At 58.3% G+C, this 13,922-nt stretch carries 10 protein-coding genes and 1 pseudogene; 2 read left to right on the top strand and 9 right to left on the bottom strand.

Translation table 11 applies throughout. The features are described 5' to 3' along the window. The 6 genes and pseudogenes from CIC12_RS13510 to CIC12_RS33860 form a co-directional block, all read right to left on the bottom strand. Positions 1-1,307 (bottom strand): Ig-like domain-containing protein (locus CIC12_RS13510; protein ID WP_168664604.1); only part of this gene is annotated, 1,307 nt, incomplete at its 3' end. 584 nt (positions 1,308-1,891) lie between these two features. Continuing rightward, a complete protein-coding gene (locus CIC12_RS13515; protein ID WP_168664605.1) occupies positions 1,892-3,169 on the bottom strand; it encodes an HlyD family type I secretion periplasmic adaptor subunit in 1,278 nt (425 codons plus the stop codon). Beyond that, positions 3,166-5,274, bottom strand: a complete 2,109-nt coding sequence (locus CIC12_RS13520; RefSeq protein WP_168664606.1) for a type I secretion system permease/ATPase — start codon at positions 5,272-5,274, stop codon at positions 3,166-3,168. The genes CIC12_RS13515 and CIC12_RS13520 overlap by 4 nt, the downstream gene beginning before the upstream one ends. Further along, entirely contained in the window at positions 5,274-6,779 is a 1,506-nt protein-coding gene (locus CIC12_RS13525; RefSeq protein WP_168664607.1) for a TolC family outer membrane protein, read from the bottom strand. The genes CIC12_RS13520 and CIC12_RS13525 overlap by 1 nt, the downstream gene beginning before the upstream one ends. 558 nt (positions 6,780-7,337) lie before the next feature. Next, positions 7,338-8,336, bottom strand: a complete 999-nt coding sequence (locus tag CIC12_RS13530) for a S1 family peptidase (protein ID WP_168664608.1) — start codon at positions 8,334-8,336, stop codon at positions 7,338-7,340. Between the two features lie 189 nt (positions 8,337-8,525). Continuing rightward, positions 8,526-9,172: pseudogene (locus tag CIC12_RS33860) on the bottom strand (GMC family oxidoreductase N-terminal domain-containing protein); the annotation flags it as partial. A gap of 194 nt (positions 9,173-9,366) precedes the next feature. On the opposite strand from CIC12_RS33860, the gene CIC12_RS13540 reads away from it, so the two are divergent. Continuing rightward, a complete protein-coding gene (locus CIC12_RS13540) occupies positions 9,367-9,777 on the top strand; it encodes a DUF2000 family protein (RefSeq protein WP_168664609.1) in 411 nt (136 codons plus the stop codon). A gap of 22 nt (positions 9,778-9,799) precedes the next feature. Here CIC12_RS13540 and CIC12_RS13545 read toward each other — a convergent pair whose 3' ends face one another. Genes CIC12_RS13545 through CIC12_RS13555 form a run of 3 tightly spaced genes read right to left on the bottom strand, consistent with a single transcriptional unit; the run spans position 9,800 to position 12,984 of the window. Further along, positions 9,800-10,324, bottom strand: a complete 525-nt coding sequence (locus tag CIC12_RS13545; RefSeq protein WP_168664610.1) for an Lrp/AsnC family transcriptional regulator — start codon at positions 10,322-10,324, stop codon at positions 9,800-9,802. Positions 10,325-10,330: 6 nt separating this feature from the next. After that, positions 10,331-11,992 carry an acyl-CoA synthetase gene (locus CIC12_RS13550; RefSeq protein ID WP_168664611.1) on the bottom strand — a complete coding sequence of 554 codons (1,662 nt, stop codon included), beginning with the start codon at positions 11,990-11,992 and terminating at the stop codon, positions 10,331-10,333. 53 nt (positions 11,993-12,045) lie between these two features. Then, positions 12,046-12,984, bottom strand: a complete 939-nt coding sequence (locus tag CIC12_RS13555; RefSeq protein WP_168664612.1) for an SDR family oxidoreductase — start codon at positions 12,982-12,984, stop codon at positions 12,046-12,048. A gap of 180 nt (positions 12,985-13,164) precedes the next feature. Here CIC12_RS13555 and CIC12_RS13560 point away from each other — a divergent pair, with 180 nt between their 5' ends. After that, positions 13,165-13,869, top strand: a complete 705-nt coding sequence (locus tag CIC12_RS13560) for a TetR/AcrR family transcriptional regulator (RefSeq protein WP_168664613.1) — start codon at positions 13,165-13,167, stop codon at positions 13,867-13,869. Positions 13,870-13,922 lie beyond the last annotated feature (53 nt).

Here is a 13,922-nt window from a genome sequence, read left to right on the forward strand (position 1 = left end):
GTCACCGTCGAACCCGCCTCGGCCGTACCACCCACCGTCAGGCCACCATCGGCGTTCGGCGTCACGTTCACCACCGGCGCGCCCGGACCCTGCGTGTCCGTATAGGTCACGTCCGTCGGCTTGCTCGGATTGCCTGCCGGATCGGTGGCGACCGCTTCCACTGTGCCGCTGGTCTGCGGCACATCCGTCGTCACGCTGTAGTTGCCCGAAGCATCCGCCACGGTCGAAGCCGTGCTGCCGTCCGGATACGTCACCGTCACCGTCGAGCCCGCCTCGGCCTTACCATCCACCGTCAGGCCACCACCAGGGTTCGGCGTCACGTTCACCACCGGCGCCTGCGGCGGGGTCGTGTCCGTGTAGTTCACGTCCGTCGGATCACTCGCGTTGCCCGCCGGATCGGTTGAGATCACTTCCACCGTGCCGCTCGTCTGCGGGTCGTCCGTCGTCACGCTGTAGTTGCCCGAGGCATCCGCCACGGTCGAAGCCGTGCTGCCGTCCGGATACGTCACAATTATGGTCGAGCCCGGCTCGGCTGTACCATCCACCGTCAGGCCACCATCAGGGTTCGGCGTCACGTTCACCACCGGCGCATGCGGCGCGGTCGTGTCCGTGTAGTTCACATCGGTGGGATCACTCACATGGCCCGCCGGATCGGTCGCGACAGCCTCCACCGTGCCGCTCGTCTGCGGCACGTCCGACGACACCGAGTAGTTGCCCGAGGCATCCGCCATTACGTTCGACTTGCTGCCATCCGGCCAGGTGACTGTCACCATATGACCAGGTATTGCATGACCCGTCGCCACAAGCAAACCGTCCTGCCCCTGTGTGAGCGACATCGTCGGCGAATCTACCTTGGTGCTTGCCGGCTTGTCTGAATCACCACCACTACTGGCAGCGAGGCCAATCGCCCCACCCGCAATACCCAGACCACCCAGAATCATCGCCAACGCGCCCAGACCCGAATCGTCGTGAAGCAACAGCGGCTCAACCGTGTCGATCGACGAGAATACGCCCTCAGGATGCGCTGCATCCAACGACGATTGGTCAAGCAGCCACAGACCATCGTCACTTTGCAGCACGAGGTCACTATCAACATTTCCAACAGTATTAAAAAACCCGTGAATCACGATCACTTCGCCAGACACGGTATTGATGACCAGAGCATCCCCGTCGCGCGCAATCGACTTGATCTCGGCGCGCCGCAATGGCAGTTCGACTACCGACGGGGAAACCAGCTTGACATCGGACGCAGTCAGATTCGTTTGCGCATGCGACTTTTTGTCAACAATAGTGATATTTTCAGACATGTTCCACACCTTCCTAAAGGTAACAGGGCACCAACAACGCAGATCTTCCGGCTATCGGCACAAAATTTGAGGCACTACCGGCGATTCTGCACGGACCACTGCAACACTTAAATCGCAATTCTTCTAAAAGTGCGTCCCCGCACTCGGCCTCATCCGAGAATTTGCTCCGCTTGCCAGTAAGACGCGACGGATATCGGTCGAACGACAAGGGTTCACGCCCTAATCGCTTACTGCACATAACGCGATAGAACTCATTGGACGTGATCTTGCGCAACCGACAGACGATGTCGTCAGTCTGTGGCGATCGCGACGTGTCGGGCCGGCTCGAGCGAACCGCCCAACGTCGGTATGAAATACCTTTTCTTTCTGAGTCATCGCGGACTCCTTACTATTCACGGTAGGACACCGCCGCTACCGCTACGTCCAGCTCGACAAATCAACCACTGACGGGCGGATTTAGTTCGATTCACTGAAGAGAATCTCCGCTTCCGTACCGACTGAAATCAGCTCAGACGCATCGTGCGACATCGCCACAAATTTCCAGACATACTCTCGGCTCAAAGGCCAGACTTCCAGGCCAGAGCCTACCTCTCACGAAGGGCCTCACGCGCCCGATTCAACGGCTTTATCAGGTACTCCAGCACCGTCTTGCTACCTGTACGTATGTCCACAGTAGCCACCATGCCAGGCACGATTGGAAATATCTTTCCCTTCCGGTTCACCAGGTGGTCGGCATCGGTCCGAATATAGACCCGGTAGTAATAGACATCGCGCTTCACCTCGTCCTGAATCGTATCCGGCGAAATGACGGTCACCTTCCCGCGCAAACCACCGTAGATTGAATAGTCGTACGCCGTTATCTTGACCATTGCATCCTGGCCGGGATGAATGAATGCCACATCACGCGGAGAAATCCGCGCCTCGATAAGAAGCTTCTCATCCATTGGAACAATCGTCATGAGTTGCCCCCCTGGAGCGACAACACCGCCATGCGTGGTAACCGCGATATTCTTGACCACTCCCCTGACCGGCGATTTGAACGTTAAATGCGTAAGACTATCCTCCCTCCCTCGAGTAACGGATCGCTGCGCATCGACCTCGGCGTTCGCCCGTGCCAATTCCTCACGGGCCTTAACGTAGTAGTCGTTGCGCGCATCGTTTTGCTTGCCTTCCAGATCCGCAATCTGACGCTTTAATCGAAGTACCTCCACATCACTGGCCGCCCCTTTAGTAACGAGAGGTTGAGTCATATCGAGCTCACGCCTGATCAGGTCTATCGACCGACTCAAATCCGCTAGCGTTGAATTCAAAGCCTTTTGCCGTGATTGGAACAATGACGTTTCGCTGCGCACCAGATCCTTATCCGCCGCAACATCGGGCGGGAAAACGAGGGCCGTGCCGTTGACCTCGGCTGTGAGTCGCGCAGCGGTTGCCGCTGCTGCCCGTAGCTTCGACGCACTCTCTTCGACCGTCGCCTCGGAGCGCGTGCGATCGAGCTGAGCAATGACCTGGCCCGCCTGTACGATATCTCCCTCGCTAACGTGCAACGCCACCAGTATTCCGCCCTCCTGCGATTGAATAACCTGCTCTTTCGAGCTCGGAATGACCTTCCCGACACCACTTGAAACTTCGTCCAACCTGAAGATTGCCGCCCACCCAAGAAAGACTACGACCATCAGAGCAATGATCCACGTAACACGGCTTTCCCGCGGCGGAGTTGATGAAATTGGTGTTTTGCTAAAGAACGTTTTCGAATCGCGCTTTACAGATCGTTCGAGCGATTGCTCTGCTCTGGCGACTCCCTCTCTTCGACGAGGACCCGACTCTTTGGGGGCACCAAGATCAATGTCATCTAATTTCATCGAGATAGCGCTCCAATAACTTGGTCTTTGGAACCGTCCATCACTACCCGACCACCATCGAGCACAATGATTCTGTCCGCGAGTTCCAAAACCGGCATCCGATGAGTTGCGATCACGAGAGTTCGAGATCCAAGCCAACTTTTCATCGATTGAATAACATGGCGCTCACTACCTTCGTCAAAGCTGGAGGTTGGCTCATCCAGCAAAACGATTTGCGAGTCGCACAACAGCGTCCGCGCAAGTAAAAGTGATTGACGCTGGCCACCAGAAAGACTCGCCCCACCTTCAAGAATAAGCTCGTCGAGTCCCTTGGGACGAGACTGAACAAACGGCAACACGCCCACCATCTGCATTGCAGCTGCGACCATTTCATCCGAGGCCATTGGCGCTCCGAGTTTCAAATTCTCTCGTATGGTTCCGTAGAAGAGCTGCGCCCGTTGGCCAAGCAATGCCATATCACGACGCACATCTGCAGGATCAATCAGCCTGAGTTGCGTACCATCCAGAATAACGTCTCCTTCCTGTGGCGACCGAAGGCCAGCGAGCACTTGAAGGAGAGTCGACTTACCCGCACCCATGCGCCCCAGCAAGGCGATCTTCTCTCCTGCGCGAATTTCCAGGCGCGGTATCGTGAGGGTCGGAGCCCGATCGTCCTCTCCATACTTGAAATTCACTCGCTCAAGGGTGTAGTTACCTGCAAGGGACGGGCGATGAACAAGGCGCTCATGCGTCGCTTGATCCACCGGCCGTTCCATCAGTTCATCCAGCCCTTTACGCGCCACCTTTGCCTGCTGCCAACGCGCGAAGACACCGGAAAGTTGAGCAAGAGGAGAGATCATTCGCGACGACAACAGAGAGGCCCCAACGAGAGTGCCTGTAGTCATGTCGCCTTTCATAACCATGAAACTGCCGATCAGCAGCATGACGGCATAGACAATACTCTGAACTTCCTGCGTCCAGGTCATTAGCAAATTGACGATGGATCTCTGCTTCATACTCACCGAAGCGGAGACCGCGTTCACTTCATTCCATTGACTTTGGAATTTTTCCTCCGCGCGGAGCAGCTTTATATCTTCAATTCCCTGCACCGTCTCCACCAACATTGCATTTCGCAATGCAGATTCACGCGTCCCCTCATTGGAAAGCCGGGCTAACGGACGCTGAACGAGTAGACCGGGTATAACCAGTAGTGGAACTGCAGCCAGCGTGACCAACACCAACTGTCCCGCTACCAGCCACATAACCACCAGGAACAGGAAAAAGAAAGGAAGATCGGCCGCCGCGCCGACAGTCGTAGAGGTCATCAACTCACGTACCTGCTCCAGTTCACGTAGTTGGGCAATGAAGGAACCCGTGGAGCGTGGCCGAGCTTCGTTACGGATACGCAAGGCGTGCCCGAACACAACATCCGTGATCTTCAGATCTGCTCGCTTACCCGTCAAATCCGAGATGCGGGCGCGCGCCAGACGCAAGACAAATTCAAATGCGATAGCCAACAAAACGCCACTAAAAAGCACCCATAGCGTTGCTTCCGATTGAGCCGGAATCACACGGTCGTACACCTGCGTCGAAAATAAGACACCAGCGAGCGCGAGGAGATTGGCAACTAGCGACGCCACCATTACGTCAACATACCGCGGCCATTCCTTGAGAGCGATTCCCCAAAACCAGCTCTTCTGATACGGTTTCACATAATCATCTACGCGAATATCCGGCGCTGACTGCAAAGGTCGCAGAATGGCAACGCGCCGCACCTTCTCATTCAATGCGTCGATATGCAAAATTGTACGAACGCCTCCTTCGCCACTGACAGTCGAAGTCACTCGCCCACTACCGTCGATTGACGTCATAACGCATACCATGCCGTCGTTGAGTTCAACCACGGCGGGAAGATTCCACGCATCCAGTTTGGCTCGCTCCGTTGGCAAGAACCTGAGCGAGAGGCCGATTCGCCTAGCCATTCCAAAAAGCAGATTTTCTTCTGCGGCTCCCTCCTGCCACACCAAACCTATCCGAACGGTCTCTTCGGAAACACCAAGTCGATAGTGACTGGCCACAACCAGCATGGCGTCGAGCCATCGCTGCTGTAATAGACGAGCATCCATTATCGATTCCCCTCCAAACCTGGTGCAGCATCCGCGCCGATACCATAGAATTCGTTTCCAGCGCCCGTCGCAGCTACGTAATCAACCACGCCAATCCAGTAATCGTGCTGAACCTGAGTTTCATCCGAGGCGGCCTGAAAAAACTCTTCCTCGGTACTGAGCAAATCGAGAATGGACCGCGAACCAAGCTTGTATTGCTCCTGGTAGAGATCGCGCGCGCTTTCGAGACTTGCCTTTCTCGCAACAAGATCACTTGCCCGATTCTTTGCTCCAAGCGCTTGCTCGCGAGAATCGAGCGCCGCGTCCATACCGTCTAGCTGAGCTCGCTCTATCCGTGAACGCGCAGCGTCAAGCGCATAATTAGCCGCGTTAACTTGCGCGTTTAGCGCACCCCCCTGGAAAGCATTCCACGTCAGCGTAACCATTAGGGTGTGGTTCGAACCATTACGTGCGAAGGTGGTCGGATTTATACCCGTCAGGTTTTTGTTTAGCGAGTAGTCAAGGGAAACCGTCGGCAATCGATCGGCGCGTGCCGCGTCAAGCTGTTTCTGCGAGATTTCTGCCTCCGCCTGGGCAACCATAACGTCGGGCATCAAATTCGTATCCGGATCGACACTCAATGATTTTCCGGACGCCTGTTCCATCGAGAGAGGCGCGACCTGTCCCGAAAGCTCGCTGCCAATTAGCGTACGCAAATGTTGTCGGGCACGTTGGCTTTGTGCGCGCATTTCTCCCAAGCTGGCTCGCGCACCATGAAGCCGCGCACCAGCCTGGATAGGATCCGAACGTGTGCTGACGCCGGCACTGGCACGCAACTCTGCCATCTCGTACACTCGCTCCATTGCGCTAACCTGGTCCTCCGCGATGCGGACAAGCGCTTGATACCGACTTACGTTGACATATGCTTCGGCCGTCTGTCTTTCAACCGATTGAATCTCCCTCAGGACTTCCGCCTGTTGCCGCTTCACAGTTGCATTAGCTTGACCAACCGCGCTCTTGACCTTATTGAAGTCATAGATCATCTGGGTGATTTCAACGGATGTGGTGGTTGCCCCGCCCGTAGGAGAGTTGCTCCCGCCACCCAAACCCGTCGTCACTTTGGGGAAGTAACCCGCACGCGCTACATCGATGCCGACGCCTGCCTGCGAGAGCTGGGAGATCGCGTCGGCAATAGATGGATAATGATTTAGCGCTAGTCGAACCGATTCATTAAGCTCTAGTGCTGCCCCGTCTGCCGACTGCCCTGCCGAACCGGAATGAGTATCAGTGGCTGTCAACCCAGGTCTTGATGCGTCTGGCTGCAGCTTATTACTTTGAATAACCGGAATAGACGAAGATGCCGGACTCGATGCTTCCCTGGAAGAACTCGCCGCGGCTTGCGCTGCATAAGCGTCTGCTGCAGAAGATATCAATGTCAAGCACAACACCGCGGAGCACAGCAATGTACCGAAATGTCCACCGGTCATGTCGGAATGCCCCTCTGTGCACGGGTTGCCGTTGTTCATTCACATCACCTCGTTAAATTTTTTCCGCCATACCTAGTTCTTCTTTTTTTCGGAAGCACAAAAAATCAACGCTCTAACCACTTCCACGTCCCCTCAAACATGAGGAGACAAACGAACGGTGGCTGCATATTAATGTTTCAATTTTCAATGACATACAGCATCCGACGTACATAGATTTCCCGAGATCCATTCGCCATGTCACCCCCCTTCTTTCCAATGCTTCGAGGCGTCAGCGATATCTAGCGTGTGTTGTCGTAGACCGAATTAAATGTCTCACAGCTACGCCGGTAAAAATGTCAACTTTAGAAAACTTGCATCGCACGCAGCTAAAAAACAAGGAATACAAGGATTCACAGCTGTCCAATTGAACACGGCGGCACTCGTTGAGCCGCTCCGGATCTTGTGGATGTGTAGTCGTCAAGTTGTCGTCTGCGTCTTCTTGCCATCCATTGCTTTTCCTCGTCGATTCAGGATTGCTCCGTATGGACGTTCTTTTAATTTATTCTGCTCAAATAACAGTGATCAATCTACTTCCTATTTGCGAAATAGCCGTTCCTTCTACATTCGCGCGTAGCATTCCACACGCACAGTAAATTCTTTTGCGGTTTTGTAGGCGATTTGTGCTGAGGCTGGGCCGCCTTTCAAGTCCGCAGAGGCACTGACGCCATTACTCGACAGAAATTGGCGCGCAACATCCGGCTTGATCGCGTAATACTGCTGATTGATTGGCTCGCCTGCACCTAATGTCAAGTCGTTGACTCCCGCAACGTTCCCGGATGGATCTAGTAGCGGGCCGCCGATATTGCCAGGGTGGAACACCGCCGAGTGTTGTAAAAGAAACCTCTTTCCATCGAGTCCGGACATGGACGCAATCACGCCTTGCTGAATCACCAATGGCGCTTTCTGCCCAACTCCTGATGAATATCCCAAGGAATAGACTGTCTCGCCAACTTCTGATTCCGGTGCGAACGATGCGGAAAATCCACGCCAACTACTCACCTTCAATACGGCAAGATCGACTTTGGTATCGGACGCGACATAGGCCGCGTCGAATGTTCGCTCACCGTTCCACACGGCAAATCGATTGCATCCGGCTATGACATGATGGGTTGTCAGAAGCGCACCTCCTTCGGATACAAAAAACCCGCTTCCGATACCAACCAGCTTCTCCTTCGGCGTATTTGATTGACTAGCCATGTATTGAGCCGCATCGTGGCCCGCATAAGAGACCACTCGCTCACCGAGAGAAGTTGACCCGTTCCCGATACTGGTACCGCTTGGAGAGTCAATTGAATTGTAGAGAACTTCAACATTTCTGCCGTCCCCACACGTCGCACGGGCATAACCTGATACTGGCGAGCTATACATCCATTGCCCGCGACAGATCGCACCGGTAGAAGTTTTAAGCGTCAACGTTCCGCTGCTTGCGTCGTCCGAAATTCCAGAGAAGAAAATCTTCGGCTCGGCGATATAGCCAACAACCGGCACTGTCGCAGCAACTGCAGAACTGGACCACAGCGCTATGGACGATACGAGCACCACCAACCAACGACTCATCTTGCCCCTCCACAAGAATTCGCACGACGCGGTAGAACAAGCCATAAGTAACATGGCGACAAGGCTTCGATTGTCGATAATTGTCAACTTTCAATGCTCTCACGACGATTCGGATGTGATGGACGACTCCCGCCTCTGAGGCTAGAAGCTTGCACAGCCGACCAAACCGTTGGACCGGTCGCCCCGCGGATCGCGCGGCATGTCCTCGCCGACGATCCACATGGCCGCCGTGTACGCGTACTGGTCCATCGCCTGGGCGAACTTCGGACCGCATGCACCGCGGTCGAGAAAGGCCGCGTGAAACGGCAGTCCGAGCGAGACGGTCTCCATGTGTAGTTCAGCAGTAGACGCGGCGTCTCGATCGCATTCCCGGCCACCGCGACGATGCGTGCCTTTTGCGGCTGCACCTTGCCGTTGGCGTCGTAATAGAGCACCTCCTTTCGCCTTACCGCGCGCATCGGTTTCGATTCGCACGACACGCGCCTGCGTGCGCAACTGCATATGCGTCGTGGCCTGCGCGCGCGGCAACCCGGTATAGAGGTCGACCACTTCGCGCGGTGCGGCAGCCCTGAAAACAGAAGCCGCGCTGGAACCAAGGCACGCGCTCCTTGGTGCGGGTCGAGTTCTTCGCGTGAGCGCCAGTCGAGCAGCCTGGCGTCCTTGCTGTCACCGACGGTCTTGCAGATCCGTCCAGGCAGATTCGGACGATCCATGGCGATGCGCCAAGTGCCCGACGTAGTACGTTTGCCGAGCCACGAAAGTAACTGGAATGAGCCCTGTTCGCCGGTAGTGAAATCGGCCTGCGTATGCAGCTTGCCCGCTTCCAGTACGACGACAGGTTGCGTTGCAGCGCACGTCCTTGATCAAGCCGGCTTGCGCCGAACCCTATCAGGCAAAACCCGACATCGGCGCCGCGCTAACGCAAGTTCGTCGAAGCCTATTCGTTTTTGCCGCGCGCGCGCCCCACATGCGGCGATCTTCCATAAGATTCGACTGTGGAATCTCTCTTGAACATGGAGCGTAGTGCGTAATGGAATTCGATACGAAAGTCGCGATCATCGTGCTGGACGATCTCGCCGTGTGGCAAAAACTCAATGTGACCGCGTTTCTCGCCACCGGCATCGCGGGTGCCGCGCCCGAGGCGCTCGGCGAGCCGTACGAGGACGCGGCCGGCCGCCGGCATGCGCGGCTGCTCGGCCAGCCGATGATGATCTATCAGGCGGACAACGCGGGTTTGCTGCGCGCGTTTCGCCAGGGCATCGAACGCGAGTTGACGCGCGCCGTCTATGTGCGCGCGATGTTCTCCACCGGACATGACGCAGCGAACCGCGAGGCGTTTCGCGCCGAGGCCGCCGACGCGCCTGATCTCGTCGGAATCGCGGTGCGGGGGCCGAAGAAAGCGGTCGACAAGGCGGTCAAGGGTCTTGCATTGCATGCGTGAGCGGCATGCTCCAGTCACCGCGCTACAGGTTCGGGCTCGGCCCGCGCTCCAGATACGTGGTCAGCGCAATGTAGCTGCGCGTGCCGGTGAAGCCTTCTATCGCGTGAATGCGCTCGAGCAGTTGTTCGAGCGATTGAGTGTCGCGCGTACGCACTTTCAGCAGCATCGCGCTCTCGCCCGTCACCGTATGAATCTCCTCGACGTCCGATAGCTCTTCTAGCGCGAGCAGTTGCCGCGTGACGGCCCAACTCGTCGTATCCACGTGCACGAACGCGAGCAACGGCCGGTTCAGTTTCGCGGCGTCGAGTGCGGCAACGGTAGCCTTGATCACGCCTTCGCGCTTCAGACGCCGGGCGCGTTCGTGAACCGCGGGCGCAGATAAAAACAGCAGCTTGCCGAGTTCCGCGTAAGTGCGCGTGGCGTCTTCGGCGAGCAGCGCGAGCAGCTTGCGGTCGGTATCGTCGAGTGCGGCGGCGGACGGTTGCGGCGCGGACGTTCTTGATGTTCTGGCGGTTCGGGTGGCGGGTCGGCGTGCGGTCGTGGTCATCGGGTTTCAGGTTTTTGCAGTAGGGTCGTCCGCTTGCGGCGCGAGTCCTGCACGCAGCGCCTTGCGGATGACCTTGCCGGTTGCGGTCAACGGCAGGCTGTCGACGAAGCGGATTTCGCGTGGATATTCATGCGCGGCGAGGCGCGTCTTGACGTGCTGCTGAATCTCGCGCACGAGCGCTGCATCGCCGACGAAACCCGGTTTCAGCACGACGAACGCCATCACGATTTCGGTGCGCTCGCGATCCGGTGCGCCGATCACGGCCGCCATCGACACTGCAGGATGGCGCAGCAGCGAATCTTCGATCGACGCCGGGCCGATCCGGTAACCGGCGCTCGTGATCACGTCGTCGCCACGGCCCACGAAACGGATGAAGCCGTCCGCGTCGCGCGTGCCGAGGTCGCCGGTCAGCAGAAACCTGCCGCGGAATTTCTCGTGCGTCGCCGCTTCGTTGCGCCAGTAACCGAGGAACATCACCGGATCGGGCGCGGCCACCGCGATATCGCCGATTGCGCCCGGCGGGAGTTCATCGCCGTTCGCATCGACAATGGCGACGCGATGCCCCGGCACCGCGCGGCCGATTGCGCCGAAGCGCGGCTCGAACAGCGCCGCGCACGACGACACCACGACGTTGCATTCGGTCTGTCCATAGAACTCGTTGATCGTCACGCCGAGCGCCGCGCGGCCCCAGCCGATCAACTCCTCGCCGAGCGATTCGCCGCCGCTCGCCACCGAGCGCAATGCGAGAGGCCAGCGCTCCGGATGCGCGACGCCGCGCATCATCTTCAGCGCGGTCGGCGGCAGGAACGTATGCGAGACCGCGTGGCGCGCCATCAGATCGAACGCGGCCTCGCCGTCGAACTTTGCAAAGCGGCGCGCGAGCACCGCGACGCCGTGATGCCACGACGGCAGCAGCACGTCGAACAGCCCGCCGATCCATGCCCAGTCCGCCGGCGTCCACATCAGCGTGGCGTGCGCGGGAAAGCCCTGTTGCGACATCTCGACGCCGGGCAGATGACCCGGCAACACGCGATGCCCATGCAACGCGCCCTTAGGTTTGCCGGTCGTACCCGACGTGTAGATGATGACCGCGGGATCGTCCGCGCCGGTGTCGACCGGCGTGAAGTCTGCGGATGCATGCGTCAGCGCCTGCCAGAACGACCGCACGGGCGCGGACGGGTCCGCGCGATCCTGTTCGATATCGACGCTGAAGACGTCGCGCAGCTCGGGCAATGCGGCGCGAATCTCGTCGACTTTCTGCATGCCCGCGTGATCGGTGATCAGCGCCACCGCGCCGCTGTCGCCGAGACGATGTTCGATCGCGTCGACGCCGAAGAGCGCGAACAGCGGCACGGCCACCATGCCCGCCTTGTATGCGGCGAGATGCGCGATGGCCGTCTCGATCGATTGCGATAGAAAGATGCCGACGCGGTCGCCGCGTTGCGCGCCGCTTGCCTGCAATGCGTTCGCGAAGCGGTCGGACAAGGTCTTCAATTCGTCGAATGTGTAGCGCGTGGCGTGGCCGTCGGCGTCTTCGACGATCAGCGCGAGACGCCCCGAGCCGTCGGCCCATTTGTCGCAGACGTCGATGCCGATGTTGTAGCGCGGCGCAATACGCCACGCGAAATTCGCCGTCAGCGAATCGTAGGTCTGGCCTTCGAGGTTCATCGTGTCTCCTTCGTGTCGCCGTCGACTGCCGCCCGGTTTGCGCGGCGTGCCGCCTATGCGTGCGGCTCGACCTGGTGCTGCAAACCCGTCGGCGGTTCATAGCGCGGAAAACCGTTGTATTCGATCGTACGCTCCGCTTGCGCCAACGGCCAGGAATGACGCGCGTTCGGCACGCCGCCGTCGACGCGAATCACCGTACCGTTGATGAACGCCGACGCTTCCGAGAGCAGAAACACGGCTGCGCTGGCGAGTTCGGATTCGGTGCCGAAGCGTTGCAGCGGCACCTTGTCTTTCAGCGTGCGCAACAGCGCCTGATAATCCTCATGGTAGCTGTCCATACCGGCCGATGCGATCCAGCCTGGCGCAACGGCATTGACCCGCACGCCCGCGTGGCCCCACTCGCAGGCGGCGGTTTCGGTGAAATTCCATACACCCGCCCGAGCCGCGCCCGAGTGACCCATGCCAGGCATGCCGCCCCAGATGTCGGCGAGCATGTTCACGATCGCGCCGCCGTGATGCTGCATCCATTGGGTATAGCATTCACGCGACATCAGAAAGGTGCCGTGCAAATTGTTGCGCACGACCGCGTCCCAGCCATTCAGCGAAATCTTTTCCAGCGGAGCAGGAAATTGACCGCCGGCGCAATTGAACAGACCGTCGATGCGGCCCAACTCGCCGATGATCGAAGCGATCGTTTCGCGGACCTGCGGTTCGTGGCGGATGTCGCACGCGTAGATGCGGTGACCACCGGCGACGGCTGGGTGGTCCGCCGCCAACTCGGCTAGCACGGTTTTAAGTTTGTCTTCGCTGCGGCCGATCAGCGCCAGCCTCGCTCCCAACGACGCGAGTTCGTGCGCCGTGCAACGACCGAGTCCACTGCCCGCACCGGTGACGACGATCACCTGGCCATCGAACAGGCCTTCCCGAAAGACGGAACGGTAGCCCTTCAATGAAGAGGGCGGCGATGAGGTGCGCTGCGAAGCGGTAGGCATGCGAACTGTCTCCATCACTGACTGGTGCTTTGAAGTTTTTGAGTTTAGCTCAAGTCCAGACGACGTGCAGTTGAGCGCATAAGTTTCTTATTGGATCTTTGCGCAGTCTTTCCAGACGAATTACATTGAGCTAGACTCAACTAACCTGCCAATGCTATCCCTGACCACTTCTTCGCCGCAATGAACACATCCTCCGTCTCGCGTCGCGTGCCAGTGCAGGCGCGCTCCGGGCAGCGCCTCAAGACGATTCTCGAAGCAGCCCGGCTCGTGTTTTCCGAAGTCGGCTATGCGGGCGCCACCATGACGGAAATCGCGCGGCGCGTGGGGGTGTCCGAGGCGACCATCTTCACTTACTTCGCAAGCAAGCGCGATCTGTGCGTTCGGGTACTCGGCAACTGGTACGACGAGATCATCGCCCAGGTAGAAAATGAATTGCCGTTGATTGCCGGTACGCGCAGCAAGTTTGCGTACCTCGTGCGAACGCATCTCTATCGCCTGACCGTCGACGGAACCGGACTGTGTGCGCTAATTCTTTCCGAAGGGCGCGAGAAAGACGACAAGTTCGGCGACGTGATCGTCGAGTTGCAGCGCCGTTATACCGCACCGATGATGAGCGTGCTCGCCGAAGGCGTGGCAAATGGCGACATCCGCGCGGACATGTCGCTCGGGCTCCTGCGCTCCGCCATCTACGGTCCGATGGAGCACGTGCTGTGGGATGCCGTGCGCAAGGAGAAAGCCGTCGATATCGAAGCGACCGCCGCTTCGCTGGTCGAGCTGCTGTGGCAGGCGCTCGTGCCGCCGGATGCGCGGCGCGGCGCGCTACAGCAACTACGCAGTGATATCGTCGGAGCGGTCAAGCGATTCGAGGCGGCGGTGTCGAAGTAGCGCTACACGGGGCGCCGGCGTGATGCGCAACAGCGCAGACCCAAGGCGCATCC

The organism is Paraburkholderia sp. SG-MS1 (assembly GCF_012275575.1).
Classification (GTDB): domain Bacteria; phylum Pseudomonadota; class Gammaproteobacteria; order Burkholderiales; family Burkholderiaceae; genus Paraburkholderia.

Excerpts from the sequence above, each read along its gene's own strand:
- CIC12_RS13515 (WP_168664605.1), bottom strand. The coding sequence starts at position 3,169 with ATGAAATTAGATGACATTGATCTTGGTGCCCCCAAAGAGTCGGGTCCT.
- CIC12_RS13520 (WP_168664606.1), bottom strand. The coding sequence starts at position 5,274 with ATGGATGCTCGTCTATTACAGCAGCGATGGCTCGACGCCATGCTGGTT.
- CIC12_RS13525 (WP_168664607.1), bottom strand. The coding sequence starts at position 6,779 with ATGAACAACGGCAACCCGTGCACAGAGGGGCATTCCGACATGACCGGT.
- CIC12_RS13530 (WP_168664608.1), bottom strand. The coding sequence starts at position 8,336 with ATGAGTCGTTGGTTGGTGGTGCTCGTATCGTCCATAGCGCTGTGGTCC.
- CIC12_RS13540 (WP_168664609.1), top strand. The coding sequence starts at position 9,367 with ATGGAATTCGATACGAAAGTCGCGATCATCGTGCTGGACGATCTCGCC.
- CIC12_RS13545 (WP_168664610.1), bottom strand. The coding sequence starts at position 10,324 with ATGACCACGACCGCACGCCGACCCGCCACCCGAACCGCCAGAACATCA.
- CIC12_RS13550 (WP_168664611.1), bottom strand. The coding sequence starts at position 11,992 with ATGAACCTCGAAGGCCAGACCTACGATTCGCTGACGGCGAATTTCGCG.
- CIC12_RS13555 (WP_168664612.1), bottom strand. The coding sequence starts at position 12,984 with ATGCCTACCGCTTCGCAGCGCACCTCATCGCCGCCCTCTTCATTGAAG.
- CIC12_RS13560 (WP_168664613.1), top strand. The coding sequence starts at position 13,165 with ATGAACACATCCTCCGTCTCGCGTCGCGTGCCAGTGCAGGCGCGCTCC.